Origin of the sequence: Actinophytocola sp., assembly GCF_009379765.1 — a bacterium.
Lineage (GTDB): Bacteria > Actinomycetota > Actinomycetes > Mycobacteriales > Pseudonocardiaceae > Actinophytocola.
In genome coordinates this window covers 1-18389 of sequence record NZ_WHTD01000171.1, presented here as the reverse complement: position 1 = coordinate 18389, position 18389 = coordinate 1, and the positions used below count along the sequence as shown (strand labels likewise).

23 protein-coding genes are annotated in these 18389 nt (G+C 70.3%); 16 read left to right on the top strand and 7 right to left on the bottom strand.

Going from position 1 to position 18389, the window contains the following annotated elements; genetic code table 11:
• Both GEV28_RS35410 and GEV28_RS35405 read right to left on the bottom strand, forming a co-directional pair.
• On the bottom strand, positions 1-2155 hold a 2155-nt coding region (locus tag GEV28_RS35410), incomplete at its 3' end, for an FtsK/SpoIIIE domain-containing protein (protein WP_291417556.1).
• Positions 2148-2567, bottom strand: coding sequence for a hypothetical protein (locus GEV28_RS35405; protein WP_291417555.1), 420 nt, complete (start codon positions 2565-2567; stop codon positions 2148-2150). The genes GEV28_RS35405 and GEV28_RS35410, both read right to left, overlap by 8 nt.
• A gap of 202 nt (positions 2568-2769) precedes the next feature.
• On the opposite strand from GEV28_RS35405, the gene GEV28_RS35400 reads away from it, so the two are divergent.
• The gene (locus GEV28_RS35400; protein WP_291417553.1) at positions 2770-3417 is read left to right on the top strand and encodes a hypothetical protein; all 648 of its coding nucleotides are present in this window, start codon (positions 2770-2772) and stop codon (positions 3415-3417) included.
• A gap of 51 nt (positions 3418-3468) precedes the next feature.
• On the opposite strand, the gene GEV28_RS35395 is transcribed toward GEV28_RS35400, so the two are convergent.
• Positions 3469-3600 (bottom strand): hypothetical protein, encoded by a 132-nt coding sequence (locus tag GEV28_RS35395; RefSeq protein WP_291417551.1) that lies wholly within the window; start codon positions 3598-3600, stop codon positions 3469-3471.
• A 261-nt stretch (positions 3601-3861) separates the two neighbouring features.
• Between GEV28_RS35395 and GEV28_RS35390 the strand changes: the two genes are divergently transcribed.
• Positions 3862-4725, top strand: coding sequence for a hypothetical protein (locus tag GEV28_RS35390; protein WP_291417549.1), 864 nt, complete (start codon positions 3862-3864; stop codon positions 4723-4725).
• A 122-nt stretch (positions 4726-4847) separates the two neighbouring features.
• Here GEV28_RS35390 and GEV28_RS35385 read toward each other — a convergent pair whose 3' ends face one another.
• Complete coding sequence (locus GEV28_RS35385; RefSeq protein WP_291417548.1) at positions 4848-5435, bottom strand: TetR/AcrR family transcriptional regulator; 588 nt, start codon at positions 5433-5435, stop codon at positions 4848-4850.
• A gap of 107 nt (positions 5436-5542) precedes the next feature.
• On the opposite strand from GEV28_RS35385, the gene GEV28_RS35380 reads away from it, so the two are divergent.
• Together GEV28_RS35380 and GEV28_RS42780 are read left to right on the top strand one after the other, a co-directional pair.
• Positions 5543-6169 (top strand): class I SAM-dependent methyltransferase, encoded by a 627-nt coding sequence (locus tag GEV28_RS35380; RefSeq protein WP_291417546.1) that lies wholly within the window; start codon positions 5543-5545, stop codon positions 6167-6169.
• Between the two features lie 23 nt (positions 6170-6192).
• Positions 6193-6924, top strand: coding sequence for a DUF2218 domain-containing protein (locus tag GEV28_RS42780; RefSeq protein WP_367115259.1), 732 nt, complete (start codon positions 6193-6195; stop codon positions 6922-6924).
• Between the two features lie 8 nt (positions 6925-6932).
• On the opposite strand, the gene GEV28_RS35370 is transcribed toward GEV28_RS42780, so the two are convergent.
• On the bottom strand, positions 6933-8198 hold the full coding sequence (locus GEV28_RS35370) for a DUF1479 domain-containing protein (RefSeq protein WP_291417543.1): 1266 nt from the start codon (positions 8196-8198) through the stop codon (positions 6933-6935).
• A 91-nt stretch (positions 8199-8289) separates the two neighbouring features.
• On the opposite strand from GEV28_RS35370, the gene GEV28_RS35365 reads away from it, so the two are divergent.
• From GEV28_RS35365 to GEV28_RS35340, 6 genes are all read left to right on the top strand, one after another.
• The gene (locus GEV28_RS35365; protein ID WP_291417541.1) at positions 8290-9399 is read left to right on the top strand and encodes an ROK family transcriptional regulator; all 1110 of its coding nucleotides are present in this window, start codon (positions 8290-8292) and stop codon (positions 9397-9399) included.
• Between the two features lie 294 nt (positions 9400-9693).
• Positions 9694-10092, top strand: coding sequence for a hypothetical protein (locus GEV28_RS35360; protein WP_291417539.1), 399 nt, complete (start codon positions 9694-9696; stop codon positions 10090-10092).
• A gap of 36 nt (positions 10093-10128) precedes the next feature.
• Positions 10129-10431, top strand: a complete 303-nt coding sequence (locus GEV28_RS35355) for a hypothetical protein (RefSeq protein WP_291417537.1) — start codon at positions 10129-10131, stop codon at positions 10429-10431.
• Positions 10432-10520: 89 nt separating this feature from the next.
• Positions 10521-11453, top strand: a complete 933-nt coding sequence (locus GEV28_RS35350; protein WP_291417535.1) for an ABC transporter ATP-binding protein — start codon at positions 10521-10523, stop codon at positions 11451-11453.
• Positions 11450-12211: a hypothetical protein gene (locus tag GEV28_RS35345; protein WP_291417532.1), complete on the top strand. Its 762-nt coding sequence runs from the start codon at positions 11450-11452 to the stop codon at positions 12209-12211. Before GEV28_RS35350 ends, GEV28_RS35345 begins: the two co-directional genes overlap by 4 nt.
• An 80-nt stretch (positions 12212-12291) precedes the next feature.
• Positions 12292-13056 (top strand): class I SAM-dependent methyltransferase, encoded by a 765-nt coding sequence (locus tag GEV28_RS35340; protein ID WP_291417530.1) that lies wholly within the window; start codon positions 12292-12294, stop codon positions 13054-13056.
• Here GEV28_RS35340 and GEV28_RS35335 read toward each other — a convergent pair.
• Complete coding sequence (locus GEV28_RS35335) at positions 13007-13735, bottom strand: nuclear transport factor 2 family protein (protein ID WP_291417528.1); 729 nt, start codon at positions 13733-13735, stop codon at positions 13007-13009. The genes GEV28_RS35340 and GEV28_RS35335 overlap by 50 nt on opposite strands.
• A 96-nt stretch (positions 13736-13831) precedes the next feature.
• Between GEV28_RS35335 and GEV28_RS35330 the strand changes: the two genes are divergently transcribed.
• On the top strand, positions 13832-14260 hold the full coding sequence (locus GEV28_RS35330) for a VOC family protein (protein WP_291417560.1): 429 nt from the start codon (positions 13832-13834) through the stop codon (positions 14258-14260).
• 273 nt (positions 14261-14533) lie between these two features.
• Here GEV28_RS35330 and GEV28_RS35325 read toward each other — a convergent pair whose 3' ends face one another.
• Positions 14534-15184, bottom strand: a complete 651-nt coding sequence (locus GEV28_RS35325; RefSeq protein ID WP_291417526.1) for a TetR/AcrR family transcriptional regulator — start codon at positions 15182-15184, stop codon at positions 14534-14536.
• Between the two features lie 101 nt (positions 15185-15285).
• Between GEV28_RS35325 and GEV28_RS35320 the strand changes: the two genes are divergently transcribed.
• The 5 genes from GEV28_RS35320 (at position 15286) to GEV28_RS35300 (ending at position 18184) form a co-directional block, all read left to right on the top strand.
• The gene (locus GEV28_RS35320) at positions 15286-16047 is read left to right on the top strand and encodes a carboxymuconolactone decarboxylase family protein (protein ID WP_291417524.1); all 762 of its coding nucleotides are present in this window, start codon (positions 15286-15288) and stop codon (positions 16045-16047) included.
• Between the two features lie 60 nt (positions 16048-16107).
• Positions 16108-16326, top strand: a complete 219-nt coding sequence (locus GEV28_RS35315; protein WP_291417522.1) for a helix-turn-helix domain-containing protein — start codon at positions 16108-16110, stop codon at positions 16324-16326.
• Between the two features lie 5 nt (positions 16327-16331).
• Positions 16332-16928: a Clp protease N-terminal domain-containing protein gene (locus GEV28_RS35310; RefSeq protein WP_291417520.1), complete on the top strand. Its 597-nt coding sequence runs from the start codon at positions 16332-16334 to the stop codon at positions 16926-16928.
• A 279-nt stretch (positions 16929-17207) separates the two neighbouring features.
• A complete protein-coding gene (locus GEV28_RS35305) occupies positions 17208-17573 on the top strand; it encodes a VOC family protein (RefSeq protein WP_291417518.1) in 366 nt (121 codons plus the stop codon).
• Positions 17574-17965: 392 nt separating this feature from the next.
• A complete protein-coding gene (locus tag GEV28_RS35300) occupies positions 17966-18184 on the top strand; it encodes a transposase (RefSeq protein WP_291417558.1) in 219 nt (72 codons plus the stop codon).
• The last annotated feature ends 205 nt before the right edge of the window (positions 18185-18389 follow it).

Sequence of the window (18389 nt, the reverse complement as noted above, 5' to 3'; positions counted from 1 at the left end):
GCGGGTCGAGGTCGGCGCCGTTCTCCCGGGCCTTCTCGTACTCCCAGACGTTCTTGAAGTTGCCGCCGTTCTTGAGTGCCTCCTGCCGGCGGTTCATCTCACCGGCGAGCGCGTCCTTCATCCGGTCGACCAGGGTGAGCTCGTCCTGCAGGTTGGTGATGACAGCGGTGACATGGGGTGCGGTGTCGAGCCCCTGGAACGTGGCCCCGCCCTTGAAGTCGATCAGGGCGAAGTTGAGCGCGGTCGACGAGTGCCGGGCCATCAGACCGAGCACGAGCGTGCGCAGCAGCTCGGACTTGCCGGAGCCGGTGGCGCCGATGCACAGGCCGTGCGGGCCCATGCCCTCCATCGCGGCTTCCTTGATGTCCAGCTCCACCGGCTGGCCGAGCTCGTCGACGCCGAACGGCACCCGGTAGCGGTCGCGGATGGGCCGCGGCCGCCACGCCTGCTGCACGTCGAAGGTCATCGGGTCGCCGGGGATGCCGAGCAGCTCCAGCAGCGTCGGGTTGGACAGCAGCGGCGGCTCCGCGTCCTCGGTCGGCTCCGGCGGCTCCGGCTCCTCGACCATCTTGCTGAGCACCTCGCCCAGCGCCTCGAGCTGGTCGTCGGTGTCCTCGGTGTGGGCGGTCGCCGCGAGGAACGGTCGCCCGTTGTGGATACCCCACCCCGGCTGGTCGGGGAGCGCGGCGGCCACCGCCGGATCGAACTTCGACTCGGCCGGGTCGTCCAGCGCCAGCTCGATCTTGCTGACGAGAAGGCGAGCGATCGGCTCCGGGATCTCCGCCCAGTGCCGTGCGGTGACGATGAGGTGCACGCCCTTGCTCAGCCCCGCGCCGGCGATGTGGCGCACCTGCTCGGTGAACGAGTCGGCGCTGTCGGCGAACTCCTCCCAGCCGTCGATCACGACGAAGAGGTCGGCGTTGTCCCCCGGCGGCAGCTTTCCCATCCCGCGCAGGTCGCGGAAGCGTCGCATGGTGCCGATCGGCGCTGACCGGAACATCCGGTCCCGCTTGAGGATCAGCTCGCGCACCTCGTGCAGGCAGGCGAGCACGCCCGCGGGGTCGGCCGGCGAGACGTTGACGCGGACGTGTGGCGTGATGGACAGGTCGCTGAGCTGCGCGCTCGCATCGAACAGTGCGAAGGTGATCTCGTCGAACGAACGGCCGAACCGCAACCCGGCGATCAAGGTGCGCAGCAGCGTCGACTTGCCTGACCAGACCTTGCCGATGATGCCGATGTGGCCGTCCCGGCCGGCGAGGTCGAGCCGCACGACGTCGGTTCCCCGCACGGCGGAGCGGTGCACCTTCCCGATGGGCACGGCCAGATCCCGCAGGCCGTCGGGGGACTCGAGGCTCATGAGGCTCTCGAGCTGCGGCGACGGCGCCGACTCGTCGACGGCCAGCGTGCGGGACCGGGCGTTCGCCACGACGAACGCGCCCTGCCCGTGGTTCAGCCGGTGCGGCACCTGCTCGCGCACGCCCGTCCGCGGCCTGCTGAGCTCCTGGTGCAGGAAGTCGTACAGGTCATCGATCGTGATCAGGTCCGAGTCCGCCGGTGCGGCGGCACCCGTGTCCAGCCCCTTGATCAGCACGTCCGTGAACAGTGAGAACGGCTGGCTGTTGCCGAACACCACGCGGCTGTCCTCGAACGCCGGGTCGAACGCGTTGGTGGCGGTGATGACGTAGGTGCCCTCGCCGAGCATGCTCACGTCCACCGTGCTGTCCGACTTGGCGATCGGACCGGACGCGAACGTGCCGCTGTAGCAGCAGTCCAGCACCACCGCCTTGTGCCGCGCCTGGCATTCGCCCAGCAGCTGCCGGACGACGACGGCGGGAATGGCGGTCGAGTACGGCCGTTGCTGAATGGTGTCGGTCGTGGCGAAGAACAGCTGGTTATCGGCGTTCTTGATGCCGTGGCCGGAGATGTAGAGCAGCACGTGGTCATTCGGGCCGCTGTCCGCGAACAGCGTCTCGATCTCCCGCTCGACATTCTGCTTACGCTCGTCGACCAGGTATTTCGCCCGGAACCCACCGATGGCGGGATCCTTCAGCAGCTCCCATAGTTGCTTGGTCTCGGTGGCCGGCGCGCGCAGTGTGGGCAGCACGGGATCGTCGTAGGACGAGGTGCCGACGAGAAGTGCCCGGCGTTCACTCATCGTGTGGCTTCGCTGGTGTGTGCGGCTGGGGAGACCCGCCGTCGAGGACGTGCTGGACGGCCAGCGCCATCACCTTGGCGATCTCGTCCTTGGAGGCGGCGGTGACCTCGATCTCCGCCGCGCCCACCTTCACCGTGATGGAGCGCGCCTTGCTGCGGTCGAGGAACGCGGTCAGCGTCTTGTAGAGCAGCCACACGGCCGCCGAGGCCATCCCGCTGACGGTGAGCTCGCCGACGAGCGGGACGAGACCGGACTTGCTCCCCTGCCCGGCGGGGGCCGAGCGGCGATCAACCCGTCCGACGCGTGCCGTCCGCAGGTCACCGATCAACAACGTGGTCAATCGGTCGAGCGCCTGCGGCGAGGCGTCGGCACCGTCGATCGACATGACGATGTCGACCGTGTGGTTGCCCATGGATCCCCCAGGTTCGTGGCCAGGCTGACAGCGCACGTCCACCATATGCCGTGGCGCCACTCGCGCGGTCGCGGTGCGGGCGGACAACGGCACCGCGTTCCGGCCGGGTGCCGGGTCGGGAACCAGTTCGCCGGAACCGCCGTCGAATCCCGCTGAGCTCGGCCACGACGACTTTCGCCAATGACAACGAGGAGTTGGGGTAATGACTTACCCGCCGCAGCAGTCCGGCCCGAACTGGCCGAATCCGTCCGGCCAGCAGCCGGGGCGGTTCGGGCCGGGTCCGTACTTCCACCAGCCCGGCCAGCCGGGGTATCCGAGCGGCTACGGCTACCCGGGGGGTGGGCCGCCGCCGAAGCGGCGCAACTCGAGCATGGTCGTGGCGATCGTGGTGATCGCGGTGCTGGTTCTCGGGGGTGCCGTGGCCGCGACCATCGTCCTCACCTCTGGCGACGACAAGCAGACCAGCGCGCCTGATGACAGCCCGGACAAGCGGGAACCTGCCGCCGCCGGCGCCGAGCCCACCCGGGACGGCGAGGAACCGGCCGACGACAACGGCGGCTCCACCGGCGGTGAGGAGGACGTCCTTGCCGCGGCGCAGCAGTACGTCGACGCGATCGGCGACCGGGACGAGGCCGCCGCCACGGAGCTGACCTGCGACACGGCAGGACCCGGATCGCTGTACGAGCTCGCGGACAACGCGGACTGGGAGATCGAGCTGACCGGCGAGGTGACCATCGTCAGCGACGGCTTCGCGAACGTGGAGATCAAGATGTCCAGCTCCTACGGCAACGAGAGCACCGCGCCGGGCCTGCTGATGGACGACGAGGACGGTTGGTGCGTATCGGTCTGAGCTCGCGAGCCGCCAGCGGGTCCGCGGCGCCGGCACGCTGCCGTGGCGACGTCAGGACGCGGCGGCGCGCAGTGCCCAGAAGTTCGAGCGGTACTGGTCATGTATCGGTGCGGACCGGATCCGCACCAACGCCTCGTCGTTCTCCCGCGGCGCGGCGTTGGTGCGGTTGTGGCTGCCGGCCATGACCCACTTGGTGTCCGGAGGTTCGCGCGGCTGTGCGCCGCGAATGGCCCGCGCCATGGAACGCGGTGAACGAGATCGGCGCCGGCAGCGGCGCGAGCTTTCGGCACCACCCCGCCACCGTGACCCGAGTCCTGGCCCCTGAGAAAGCCTCGGGCGGGGTGTCGAGTTCCGGTCGGCCTGCTCGTCATTCTCTTCGACCGACCGACCGACCGACCGACCGACCGCACGACCGACCGACCGCACGACCGAGCGGGAGCCCAGATGAGACTGTCCATCCTTGACCACGGACACCGCCGCCGTGCCCGCCTGTTCTTCGCCATGACCGGGCGGGACGCCCCGGACATCGTGCGGATGTTGTTGTACCGGCCGGACTTCTTCGCTCGACCGTTGTTGGCCATCACCGTTCCGGCGATGCGGGGCCCGTCCTACTGGACACCCGCTGAACGTGAGTACCTCGGGATGCGCACGGCCCAGCTGCACCAGTGTCCGTTCTGCGTCGACAGCCACGCCGAGCTCACGCGCATCGCCGGCGATGGCGAGATCAACCCCGACGACGCCGCCTCCGCCCGGCCCGAGCTGCGCGCCATCCGCGCTTTCCTCGACACCACCCAGCCGCCGGCCCAGCTCGACGGTGGCACGGTCGCCGGACTGCCCGAACCGGCGCTGCGCGAGGCGTTGCACGTCGACCTCGTGTGGAACATCATCGACCGCCTCGCCAACGCGTTCGGGTTCGCCCTGCGCGGCGACCAACTGCACAGCGGCACCCGCGCGCTGCACCGGTTCGGCTACCGGTTCCCCGGCTTCCTCCTCGCCGGCGGCGACCGCAGCGACCACGGCGGGCCCATCGAGAACCTCCGGCACGCCGTGTTCCACGCACCGGCCACCACCGCCCCAGAGCTCCGCGCAGCCGCCGGCACGGGCGACGGCCGCACCGAGCCCTGGCCGTCCTACACCGCGCTGGTCCGCGACGCCTCCTACCGCGTCGCGGAGTCCGACATCACCCGCCTCACCGCCGCCGGCCACACCGAGGACGAGATCTTCGAGGTCACCGTCGCCGCCGCGGTCGGCGCCGCACTGCGCAGCTTCGACGCCGGCCGACGCGCGCTCGGGAACGACCCGGGTTAGGTCTGTCGAGAACCGTGCCGGCCGAACGGCGCGGCGGTGGGCAGGGCTGCCGGGAGGTGACCGACTACTTCGCTCGCACCGGCGACCGGACCCACCGGTGAGTCACCCTGGGCGATCCCGGCTCAGCGTGGCGGGCGCAGGCCGGCCAGGACGACGGTGACGAGCCGGTGGACCGCGGCCTTGGACGGCAGGCCGCTGGCGGCGTCGAGGGCGTGCAGGCAGTAGCCGGCGAGCTCGTTCAGTGGGACGTCGTCGCGCAGGTCGCCGTTCTTCGCGACCTCGGTCAGCAGGTCGCGGATCAACTCCTGGACCTGCCGTTGCGCTCCGGCGACGTGCTCGTCTCGGTGCAGGAAGGCGGCGAGCTCGGCGCCGTGGTCGTGGTGGCGATGGTGCCGGACCCGCTGCTGGTGAATGTGGGCGTAGGCGGTGAGCACGGCCTCGAGCCGCTTGTCGCCGGCGTGGTCTCGGACCTGGCTGAGGAGCTCGAGGTGGTTGGCGATCTGGCGGTCGTGCCAGGCCAGCGCGATCGACTGGACATCGGGAAAGTACTTGTACAGCGTGGCGCGGCCGATGCCGGTGCGCTCGGCGATCTGGGACATGGTGACCGACAGCAGCCCGTGCTCGGCCGCCAGCGCCACGGTGGCGTCCAGGATCGCGTCACGCACCTCGCGGCGATGAGCGTCGATCGTCGCGTTCCAGAGCTTCGGCATCACTACATGATACGCAACGACATCGTCGATACACGTCGAATTGACAGCGACAAAGTGTATCGATAAATTGCGACCCAGCAGGGCACCCGCACCAGGAAGGACACGCCATGACCGGCGCACCTCCGCATCCCCACTCCGGTTCCACCAGACCGAAAGCGCCCGACGACCTGTACCTCACCCCGCCGCCGTGGGACATCGGCCGGCCGCAACCGGCGTTCCAGGCCCTCGCCGACGCCGGCGCCATCCGGGGCCGGGTGCTGGACGTCGGTTGCGGAACCGGTGAGCACACGCTCCTGGCCGCGGGCCTCGGCCTGGACGCCACGGGCCTCGACCTCGCGTCCACGGCCCTGGGCGCCGCCGAGCGCAAGGCCCGCGAGCGCAACCGCCCGGCGCGGTTTCTCCGCAACGACGCCCGGAGCCTGGCCGAGTTGGGGGAGTCCTTCGACACCGTGCTCGACTGCGGGCTGTTCCACATCTTCACCGGTGCCGACCGCGACGCGTTCGTCGCAGGCCTGCGGTCCGTGCTGGCGCTCGGCGGACGCTACCTCATGCTCTGCTTCAGCGATCGGCAACCGGCCGACGGTTGGTCGCGGGTACACCGGGTCACGCGAGACGAGATCACGGCCACCTTCACTGCCGGGTGGCGGATCGACTCGATCGAACCGGACACCATCGACATCACCACCGACCCCGACGGCATTCGGGCCTGGTTGGTCACCGCCACCAGGATCTGAGCGTCCGCACGGAAAGGACCAGCATGCTGACCGCCGTAGCCCACGTCCGGACCGAACGCCCGAGCCGGTATCTCGTCCAACTGTGCCGGCACGCCGGCCGAATGAGCCAGCACCTACGCCACGGGCCGCGCGCCGGCGACACGCACGCGCCGCCCGAGGTGCGGCACGTCGAATGGTCCGACACGCACGGGATCGTCAGGTTGTCCTGGGGCCAGTGGACTCTGCACGCCACCCAGAACACGCTGACGCTGCGCGCAGAAGCCACCAACGACGAAGACCTGCAACGGATCCAGGATCTTCTCACCGCGCGCCTCGAGAACATCGGCAGGCGCGACCACCTGACGGTGACCTGGCAACGACGCGACACGCCGACCGCGCACCCCGGCGACGACCCGCACCCGACGGAACGACCACGAGGCACCCGGCGACGACGATCCCGCACCGCACCGTGGCTACTCGTCGCAGCCGTGGGCCTGTTCCTCGCCGTCCACCTGGGACTCGGCACGGCGGTCCTCGCAGCCTCGCCATGGACCATCTGGACCCGCCGTCGGCCTCGTGGCGGTCCTCGCCCTGAAGATCATCGGTCTCCGCCTGCTCACCACCCGTCGTCGCGCAACCTCCCCGACTCCGCACAATGTCTTCCGCAGGATGTTTCGCAACCACGTGGGCCACGACAACGACACGCCGTCGCCGCATCTGTGACGACATCGGCACGTTGCTGGGGTCACCCTCCTGTCGGCCACCGGCTGACCTGACACCGCGGTCAGTCGAGGCCGAGGCCGCGGCGGCCCGTCTCGTTGAGCTGGTCCGGGGTGCAGCGGCCGGTCCACTCGCGCTCGTAGTGCTCCTCGGGAAAGTCGCTCGGGCTGGAGCCGGTGGAGAAGGCCGCGCGGACATCGGCCGCGTAGGTCTCGTTGCGGGGGCACCACGGAGCCGCGGGGATGTACATGACGTTGCCCCAGCCCTGCTGGCCGGTGACCGGCGCGACGCTGTGGATCATGTCGCAGTGCCACCACACCGAGTCGCCCGCGCGGACGTCGGGGATGCCGGTGAGGGCCGCCATGAGCAGCGGGTGCCACTTCTCGCTCGCCGGGAAGACCTGGTTGACGGTGACTCCGCACATGTCGTCCTCCGGCACGTCGGTCAGCAACGGGCGCAGCATCAGATATGCCATCGCCTCGGGGACCGGGACGGTGTGCAGCACGCCCTGGTCATGGTCCATATCGGACAGTGCGGTCCAGCCCTGGAACGTGCGGAACGCCGAGCACATGGTGGAGCCGGGGTACTGCGGACCCGTGGTGCGGTGGGCGGCGTCCCACGGGTCGTAGGCCTCGACGGTGCCGTCGAACAGGTGCCGGAACGCCCGTTGGTAGGCCTCGGTCATCCACAGGTCGAGCGTGCCGGGGTCGGAGTGGGTGCCCAGCCCGCCGGAGTCGGTGCCGGGCGGGCGGCGCCGGATGCGGTCGGGGTACATCGCGTCGCGGTTCGGGTCGAACCACCGCACGCCTTCGGACTCGTGACGCCAGAAGGAGTTGAGGAACGCCTGGACGCGCGCCATCCGATCGCTCTGCCGGGCCTGCATCTGGGCCCGGGACCAGTAGATCGGGTAGATCTGGGGCTTGGAGCCGACGCTGCCGAAGAAGTCGTCGCCCGGACCGGTGTAGGTGTCGAAGAAGTCGTTGCGCTCCACGTAGTCGACGATGCCGGCGTCCCAGGCCAGGGCCTGCTCGCGGTCGAAGTGCCCGCGCACCACCGCGCAGCCGCGCAGCGTCACCTTGTCCAGCTGGGCCGCGGTGACGGTGCCGGCGGCGATGTCGGAGTAGTCGATCACCGGCCAGACGCTCTCCTTCTCCGCCTTGATCCCGGCCACGCGATCGGCGACCCGCCGCTCCACGGCGGCGAAGACCTCCTCGACGGTCCGGCCGGAGGCCTCGATGCGCGCCCGGAGCGCGGGCTTGAGCTGCCGGATCGCGGCGGGCAGGTCGTCGGGAACGGTCTCCCAGTGCGGGAGCACAGGTGCGGTGGTCAATGCCGACCTCCTTTTCGTCAGGTCTCCTAACTAAAGCCGAGGATAGAGCGGCGCGCCGCTTTTGGTCAACAGTCCTGACTAGACTTGCGCGGTGTCCTCCGCGTCTTCCGCCAAGCCGTCCCTGGAGCTGTTGCGCTCACTCACCGACGAGCACGTATTGCGGGCGCTCATGGCCCAGGAGCGGTTGACCAGGGCGGAGATCGCGGCGCGCACCGGGATCTCGAAGCCGACGATCTCCGACAGCGTGCGGCGGCTGAGCGAGGCGGGCCTGCTCGTGGACACCGGCGAGCGGACCACCGGCCGCGGACGCGCGGGCTCCTACTACTCCCTCGCGGACGGCGGCGGGACCGTGCTGGTGGCGGCGATCGCGCCGGCCGGTGTGACGGCCGAGGCGGTGGACGCGCTGGGCCGGGTCGTCGCCCGGACCGAGGCGGGGCTCGGCCGGTCGGCCGGCCCGGACCTGGCCGCCGAGGCGCTCGTGGCGGCGGCCGGGCGACTTCCGGGAAGGCCGCGCTGCGCGGTGGTGAGTGCCGCGGACCCTGTCGACCGGGGGAGTGGGCGGCTGGTGCGGCTGCCGGACGCACCGTTCCTCGTCGGCGACCTCGACCCGGTCGCCGTCCTGGCCCCGCTGGTCGACGGGCCGGTGCTGGTCGACAACGACGTCAACTGGGCCGCTCGCGCCGAGCGCGCCAGGGGCTGCGCCGCCGGGGTCGACGACTTCGTCTACCTGCACCTCGGCGAGGGCCTGGGGTGCGCGGTGGTCACCGACGGGGACGTGCGCCGCGGGCACCGGGGCCTGGCCGGGGAGATCGCCCACCTCTACACCGTGGGACCCGACGGTGCGGCCATGCCGCTCACCGAGGTGTTCGCCGCGCTCGGGCTGCGCCGGAAGGCGTCGACCGCCATCGATGTCGAGGCCTTACGGGACGCCACGAACGAGGTGCGTGCTGTGGTCGCCCGGGCGGTGTGCGGGACGCTCGCCGCAGCCGTCGCCCTCGCGGACCCCGCCCTGGTGGTCGTCGGCGGGCGCTGGGGCGTGGCGCCGGCGATGATCCGGGCGGTCCGCGAGGAGTTCGCCCGGTCACCGCGCGGCGTGCCGGTTGTCCAAGCCGAGGTCGCCACCCCTGAGATGGCGGGCGCGCGCGCCCGGGCCGTCGACGAGCTGCGGACGATCGTGATCGCCGCGAGCCGCCCGGCCTGAGCGGTACGGCGCCCGACGACATCCGGCGACACCATGCCCTTTCGGTACGCCCGCCTCGCACGTTGGTCGTCCTGGTCACGCGCTGCGCGGTGGCCCGGACGGGGTGGATGGTCGTGGTCGCAAGGGCTGGCAGGGGAGGGGTGAGCGGGCGTGCGTCGTCGGTTGGTCGCGGTGGTCGTGTGTGTCGGTGTGACGGTGGCCGGGTGCGGGTCGAGCGAGAACCAGAGGGGTTCCGGGCAGCCGACCGGCGAGGCCACGGGTGGGATGGGTGATGCTTCCGCCGACGGTTGTCCGGTGACCGAGACCGAGCTGTCCTCGGCGACCTCCCTGGCGTGGAAGCTGGCGGAGACGAGGAAGGACCACGCTCTGGAGACCATGGAGTCGGTCAAGGTCACCGCGTGCCTGTACACCGCGGAGGAGGCTCAGCAGCTGGGCGGCGATCCGCTGGTCGCGCGCGTCGACGTGGTCGACCCGAAGGACGCGGATGCCGTGCTGGAGAACTTCTCCTCCACCTGCACCGAGCTCGGCGGCACCGAGCGCGCCGCCGGGGGTGGCACGGTGTGCGAGCGGAACGGGGCGGTGGTCGACGGCCACATCGGAAACCTGGTCGTCGTGTCGATCGTGAACGCGGACAAGGACACCGCGGCAAGGCTGACCCCTTCGTTCGAGAAGGTCCTGGCCAGCGCCGGATAGCGGCGGATCCACCCTGCGTCCGCCTACCCTGGGGCGGTGGCCGAGGGCAGCGGTGAACCGGATGTTCGTCCCGAGGACGTCATCGTGGTCGTCCGGCATCCGTTCGGGGACGTCGAGGTCACGCTGGCCACCTGGATGGCGGTCGGCCCGGGGCCTCGTCCGCTGGTCCGGCCGGTCGCGGCGCGGTCCCGCCGCAGCGGTGAACCCCTACCGCTGACCGTGATCCCGCCGCGCTACCGCAACGACGAACAGTCACGAGCCGCCGTACGGCAAGGCATCCTCGTTGATCCCTGGGCCGGGAGCCCGGGGCTCGATGATCCGGCCGTCGACGGCGGCTGACCGCCGCGATCCGTCGCCGGCGAATCATCCGTGTGGTTGTGCGCCCGGACGGCCTACGATGTGGCGCGGTCACAACCAAGGGGGAGCGCGTGACGCATGAACCTGGCCAGATCGAGATTCGCGGCCTCAGCAAGACGTTCGGCGCCGTGAAGGCCGTCGACAACCTGAGCTTCTCGGTTCCCGCCGGCACGATCACCGGGTTCCTCGGGCCCAACGGTGCCGGCAAGACCACCACGCTGCGTTGCCTGCTCGGGCTGATCGGCCCGACGAGCGGCGCCGCGACCATCGGCGGTCGCGCCTACGTTGACCTGTCGCACCCGTCCGCGACGGTCGGCGCGATGCTCGAGGCGTCGAGCTTCCACCCGGCCCGCAGCGGCCGCAACCACCTGCGCGTCTACTGCGTGGTCAACGGGTTCCCGGACCGGCGCGCGGACGAGGTGCTCGATGTGGTCGGGCTCGCCAAGGCCGCCGGGCAGAAGGTCCGCGGCTACTCGATGGGCATGCGCCAGCGGCTCGGGCTCGCCGCGGCGCTGCTCGGCGACCCGAAGGTGCTGATCCTCGACGAGCCGGCCAACGGGCTGGACCCCGAGGGCATCGCGTGGCTGCGCCGGTTCCTGCGCCGGATGGCCGAGGAGGGGCGCACGGTCCTGGTGTCCAGCCACGTGCTGAGCGAGGTCGAGCAGACCGTCGACAACGTGGTGATCATCAACCGCGGCACGTTGGTACGGCAGGGAAGCATCGCCGAGCTCGCCGAGCACGAAGGCCTGACCGTCCTGGTCCGCGGGCCCGACCTCGACCGGCTCGCCACGGTTCTGCCGGACCGGGCCACCGCGGATCGGCAGGACACCACCATGCGGGTCACCGGCCTGACCACCGAGGAGCTCGGCCACCTCGCCTTCACCGAGCGGATCGAGCTGCACGAGCTGACCGCCGAGCGCAGCGACCTGGAGAAGATCTTCTTCGCGCTCACCGGCGATGCCGGACCGGTCGAACACTTCGGCGGCGAGGGAGGCGACCTGTGATCCGGCTCATCGGCGGCGAGGTCCGCAAGCTCTTCACCACCAAGCTCTGGCTGTGGATGATGCTCGGCGCGATCGCGATCACCGCGCTGTTCATGAGCTTCACGATCGCGCTCGACGGCAGCGAGGGGAACCCGCAGCCACTACTGTCCACACCGGAGGGTCAGCGCAACCTGTTCGGCGTGGCCGCCGCGTCCGGGGTGTTCGTGCTGATTCTCGGCATCATCGCGATCACCGGCGAGTTCCGGCACCAGACTGTGACGCCGACGTTCCTCGCCACCCCGCACCGCGGCCGGGTCGTGATCGCCAAGCTCGTCACCTACGCGCTGGCCGGTATCGGCTACGGGGTCGTGGTGGTCGCCTTCGCGATCGCGCTGGCCCTGCCGTGGCTCGCGGCGAAGGACGTCGACATCTCCCTGTTCGGCAACGGGATCCCGGGCTCGATGGCCGGCACGGTCGCCGGCGTCGCGGTCTACGCGGTGCTCGGCGTCGGCGTCGGCGCGTTGGTGCGCAACCAGATCGCCGCGATCGTCGGATCGCTCGTGTACCTGTTCGTCATCGAGGCGTTCGCGTCCACGCTGCCCACGGTCCGCGACTACTACAAGTACTTCCCCGGCGGCGCGAACTCTGCGCTGACCGGCGCGGTCCAGCCCGGCACGACGCTGCTGGAGCCTTGGCAGGGCGGCCTGCTGCTGGTGGCCTACGGCGTGGCGTTCGCGTTCGCGGGCACGTGGCTCGCGGTGCGCCGGGACGTGTCCTGACGCGAGACCGCCTAATGCCCTGAACGACGCGCTCGAGACGTTCAACGTCCTGAACGCGTCGTTCAGGGCATGATGGTCCGGTGCCCGTGGACTTCGGCAGGACGGCTCGCGACTACGCGACATACCGGACCGCGTTCCCGCCAGAGCTGTTCACCCGGTTCGCCGCCGTGGGGGTAGGCCTGGCCGGTCAGCGGATCGTCGATCTGGGGACCGGAACCGGGGCGTTGGCGCGGAGCTTCGCCGCCGCCGGGTGCGTGGTGAGCGGGGTCGACATCGCGCCGGAGATGCTCGACGAGGCACGCCGGCAGGACGGCGCCGCCGGGGTGGAGATCACCTACCGGGTGGCCCCCGCGGAGGACACCGGGCTGCCGGGCGAGGCCTGGGACGTGGTCTGCGCGGGGCAGTGCTGGCACTGGTTCGACCGCGAACGTGCCGTCGCGGAGGTGCGTCGCCTGCTGGTCGTCGGTGGTGCGCTCGCCATCTGCGGCCGCGACTACCTGATACTGCCGGGCAACGTCTGTGCGGCCAGCGAGGATGTGGTCCTCACCTACAACCCGGGCTGGCCCATGGCCGGGGGCGGCGCCGGCATCCACGCGGAGTGGGCCGCCGGGCCGGCCGGGTTCGACGACCTCGAGAAGGTCGGCTTCGACATCGACGTCGCGTTCACCCACGAGGCGTGGCGCGGGCGCATGCGCAGCTCCAACGGCGTCGGCGCGAGCCTGCCGCCCGCCGAGGTCGCCGCGTTCGATGCCGACCTGGCCCGACTGTTGCGCGAGCGCTTCCCCCAGGAACCGCTCATGGTGCCGCACCGGATCTCGGCGCTCGTCGCCCGGCGGAGCCGGTAGCGAGGCGTCCGAGGGCCACTCCGCGCCGGACGAACCGGACGGCCAGGGCCGCGAGCAGGAGCGGTGGTCCGACCAGGCCGAGGCGGAGCAGGCGGGTGCGCTCGAGACAGGTGGACGGCGCGATGCCGACCTTGCGGGCGATGTCCTGGTCGGGCCGGCGGGCGTCCTCCTGCACATCCCGGATGATCGCCGAATCAACTACCGCGGCAGCCGTGGCCGAATGCCGGGCTGGTCGCTCACGTCGAGTAGGCCAAGCCTGGGCGCGGTCGGCGGCCGCGGATGACGGAACCGTGAAGTAGTCGCGAAGCATGGCTATCTGCCCGTTGCGGATGCGGAAGATCTGCACGAGTGACATCGGCGTACGCTGCCCGGCCGTACCCTCGAGCACCGTGTCGATCTCGGCGACGAACACGTCGGGTTCCGCGGTGTCGTGCAGCATGTATGTGGACTCCTCGACGTTCACCGTGCCGTGGTGGGCCGGCTCCCGGTGATACGCCCCGATGCCGGCGCGGATCGCATCACGGCCAACCAGGCGGCGTGGCAGCGGATGACCGTCGGGCACCAGCGGCGCCTCGAAGATGCCGTCTTCGGTGAACATCTCCGCGATCGCGTCCACGTTCCGGGTGATCGCACCGGCGTACACGTACTTCTCGAAGATTTCCTTGTGGGTGAGGGCCACTCTCTCCAGCCTACCCATCGACCCAGTTCGACGGTGAGCAGCCAAGATGACGGCTGCGGAGATGAGTGGTGCAGAATTGCCGAGGGGGTGATCGACGTGGTCAACCGGGAGCGCGTGCCCAGTCTGCGGCAGGTGGTGCTGGACTGTCTCGACGCGAGGTCGCTGGCAGAGTTCTACCGACAACTTCTGGGTTTCGTGTACCGGCCAGGCGACGAGCCACCGGAGACAGGAGAAGTCGATGAGCGCGGCGCTGACTGGCTGGCCCTGAGAACCCCGGGCGGTGTCCCTCGGTTGGCCTTCCAGCAGGTCGGTCAGCTGCCGGAAGTGACCTGGCCGGAGGGCCCGGTGCCACAACAACTGCACCTCGACCTGACCGTGGCGTCGGTCGAGGACCTGGCGGCGCAGCACCACCGCGTCCTCATCCTGGGTGGGCGGCTGCTGCATGACCACAGCCATGATCCAGACGAGCCGCTGCGCGTGTACGCCGACCCGGCAGGCCATCCCTTCTGCATCTTCGTCGCCTGATCCGCTCATGCCGCGAAGCGCGCGTACCTTCGAGTCTCGCCGGTCGACGAGGCGCCGAGGAGATGGCATGTCGACGAACATTCCGGTTCGCGGACGGCCGGGGACGGTGACCGGTTCGACGCCGTCGATCATCGCCTTGTCGTCCACTCCGATTCGCTGGACCGCGACCGTGTCGTCGTCGATCCATGCGACGGGCGTCCAGGTCCTGTCAGGACGTCCCGTTCGCGGGCACGACAGAGATCCAGGCCTCGTCGGAAAGCTTTGTCACGCAGGTCACCGCGCTCGGGTGGCACCGGACGGGTCGGCGCTGTCGGGTGGCACGGCGAGGCCGACGAGCTTGGTGAGGAACCTGTCGATCATCTCGTCGGCGGGTGGCCAGGGCAGGTCGGGTTCGTTGATGCGCTGTGACAGCATGCCGTTCACGGCGGTCCGCAGGTCGATCGCGACCGTGGCCGCGTCGCCTGGCGGGGCGAGGCCGGCGTCCATGCTGCGCTGCACCGCCGCGGTGGTGCGCGCGACGAGAACCTTCTTGAACGGCATGCCGAGTCGCCGGTGCACCTTGCTTTCGTGCATCACTTTGTAGAGGCCGGGGTGTCTCTGCGCCCAGTCGGCCTGGGCCAGGATGCGCGCGCGGAGCCCGGCCGCCGTGTCCTCGGCTGCCGCCTCGGCGTCGTCGCCTGCCTGGACCAACTCGTCGTGGCAGCGTTGCAAGACCGCGAGCACGAGCGCGTCACGGTCCGGGAAGTGCAGGTAGACCGACGTGGCGGCGATCGAGACCGCGCGCGCGACGGCGCGTAGGGACAGGGCCTCGTCGTCCGCGAGCTCGTCCAGCATCCGCGCGGCGGCCGACAGGATCTCTTCGCGCAGCAGCTCGCCGTGTCCGCGCGCGTTGGGCCGGCGACGTGAGGCTGGGGACTTCTCCATGGCGTCACCATCATAGCTGGACACCTATCGCGCTACAGGTGTAGCGTCATTGGAGCTACACCTGTAGCGCTACGTATGTTGTTCATCAGAGGAGCATCCCCGTGAGTACTACGACCGAGGCGACCAGGGCGACCAACCTGGACCGGGTGGCCGCACTGGACCCGGTGTTCGCCCAGATGGTCGGCGCCACCGCCGAGCACGTCCATGCGATTCCCGAGCTGACCGACCGCGAGAAGACCTTCCTGTGCGTGGTGGCCGATGTCTGCCAGCCGAGTCTCGGACTCGCGTTCGAAGCGCACGTGCGTGCGGGCATCGGGCGCGGAGTGTCCACCACGGACATCCGAGCGCTGCTGCGCTTCATCTCCTACGACTGCGGATATCCCGCCGCGGCCGCCGGTTTCGAACGGCTCGCGGAGTTCGAGGCGGCGGAAGGTCTGTCCCCCGACGAGGCCGCGCCGCTGGCCGCCGACCTGCTCGAGACCGGCCCCGGCGCGGCGCCCAGCCCCCTGCCGGACGCGGTTCGTGCTCAGCTGCGCGAGCTGGACGACCATTTCGCCGAGTTCTTCGATCTGCAGTCCCGGATGCGTTCGGGAGCCGGCCCCGGCACGCTCACCGAGCGGGAGCGCGGGTTCGCGAGCATGAGCATCGATGTCCACTACCAGACGTTGGAGGAGACGTTCCAGGCTCACGTCGGCCGGGCCTCGCGGGGCGGTGCCTCCCACGACGACGTCCGCGCCGCGTTGCGCTTCAACGCCCAGTTCGGCGTGACGAGGGCGTGGAGCGCGTGGAAGGCGCTCAACGCGTACCTCGCCGAGCTCGAGACGCCCCGCACTGGCGCGGGTTCGGTCCCGGTAGTCCCGTGAGGGACGGGGTCGTCAGCATGTGTTGACACCGATGAGGGTCGTCAGCATATGCTGACGGGCATGGAGACCGCATCGGAGATCACGGAGGGCGCGACCAGCAACGACCCGGACGTCGGGTTACGCGCGGTCGCGGCGCTGCGCACGCTCACCGAACGACTGGAGGTGCTGCAGGTGGACAACGCGCGGCGGTCGGGCTGGTCGTGGCAGGACATCGCGACCCGGCTCGGGGTCACGAAGCAGACCGTGCACCGCAAGCACGGGCGTCGGAGCGGGATGTGACGGGGATGCGCGGGCGGTTCACCCAGGAAAGCCGCAAGGCGGTCGGCGACGCGCAGGAGTACGCGCGCCGGCTCGGGCACGGGTTCATCGGCACCGAGCACCTGCTGTTCGGGTTGGCGTCGACCGACGGTGAGGCCGGTGCGGTGCTGCGCCGGTCGGGTGTCACGCCGGAGCGGGTCGAGGCGGAGTTCGTTCGGCTGATCGGCACCCGCAACGTCGCCGGCGGCGACCTGTTCGACGCTCTGGACCACGACGCGCTGACCGCGATCGGCATCGACCTGGACGCGGTGCGGGAGCGGATCGAGTCGGCGTTCGGGCCGCATGCTCTCGCCTCCGGCGCCCCGTCGCCGCGCCGGTGGCGGCGACCGCGCCGCGACCCGGCCACCGGCCACCTGCCCGTCACCCGCCGCGCCAAGAGATGTCTCGAGCGCGCGGTCCGCGACGCGCACGGTGAGGTGGGCGCCGAGGTGGGTGCCGAGCACATCGCGCTCGCGTTGCTGGGTATGGACGGCGGCCTGCACCGCGACATCCTGTCGGGGATCGGCGCCTCGGCCACTCGGCTGCGCGCGGAAATCCTCACCCGCCACCGCCGGGCCGGCTGACCGATGCGACGACGCACCATGATCGTCTGGGCAGTGCGATCGTCTGCGCCTGGAGCTGGTCGACGATGTACCTGGAGATCTTGCGGTGGCACCACGTGACGACCGCGCTGCCGATCCCCGGCACGAACGTCCAGGCCGGCCCCCGGGCTGCCGCTGATCCTGCTGTACGTGTGCTTCGCGGGAGCCCCGGAGGTCTGCTTGGCGACCGCGCTCCGGGGACCGGCACGCGGGAAGCACACCCGCCTTGGCTCATCGATCCCATGAGAGGACGATGCCGGCATGATCGGCCGGTTGCACCACGTCGTCCTCGACTGTCCGAACCCACCCGCGCTCGCCGCGTTCTATCGGGATCTGCTCGGCATGCCGGTGACCCACACCAGTGCGGACTGGGTGGTGGTCGCCGCGAACGACACCAGCTCGGGGCTGGCCTTCCAGCTCGCGCCCGACCACGTGCCGCCACGTTGGCCAGACCCCGCGGCACCCCAGCAGGTGCACCTGGACGTGATGGTCGACGACGTCGAGGCGGCCGTGCCACAGGTACTGGCTCTCGGCGCGGTGCAGTTGAGTGACGACGTGTTCGCCGATCCGGCCGGCCACCCGTTCTGTCTCATCCCACGACCGAACTGGGCACCACCGATCGAGTAGGCGCCGTTCTGTTTGTGGATCATGTGGTGCCGGCTGGTCGACGTCCGTCCTATGAGGAGCTTGCTGCGGAGAACGCGGAGCTGAAGCGGCGGTTGGGCAGAACAGTCGGAACTCGTCGAGCCCCGTCGTCGGACTCGCCGTTCGATCGACCCGCGCCGAAGTCGTCGCGGCGTATGAGCGGTAGGAAACCGGGTGGGCAGCCGGGGCATCCGGGAGCGACGTCGGCGCTGGTCGACAGCCCGAACAGGTGCGGCTCTACCGCTCAGCCGCGCAGATCGGCGTCACCTCCACCGCCGCCCGCTCGAACCCGGTGATGCGCAAGCACAACGCGCTCGCCCCGCAGACTCCTCGACCGGCAAGACGACTGTCTCCGCTTCACCCGAGACTGGCGAATACCACCCGGCAACAACGGATCCGAACGCGACATCCGCATGATCAAGCTCCGGCAGAAGATCTCCGGCTACCTCCGCACCCTCACCGGAGGGGAGCCCAACAGTTCTGCACAATCCGCAGCTACCTCTCCGCCGCCACCAAACACTTCCTCGAAGTCCAGTCATCGGTCGGCACCGTTCCAGCCGGAGTTCCCGTTCGCTGGTGTCGCGTGTCGTTGATTGGTTTGGGTGCGGCTCTGTTGGAGTGATGCGTTCAGGCTGCGAGTTGTGGTTGGTTGCGGCGGGAGTGGCGTGCGGTCAGGTGGACTCGTCGGTGTTGCTGTTGGAGGTGGAAGTCCCAATACCGGTCGAAATCGCCGTTGCTGGTCAGGGCACGGAGTTTGAGGACGGCCTCGGCACCGGCCAAGCCCCAACGGGCACCGGT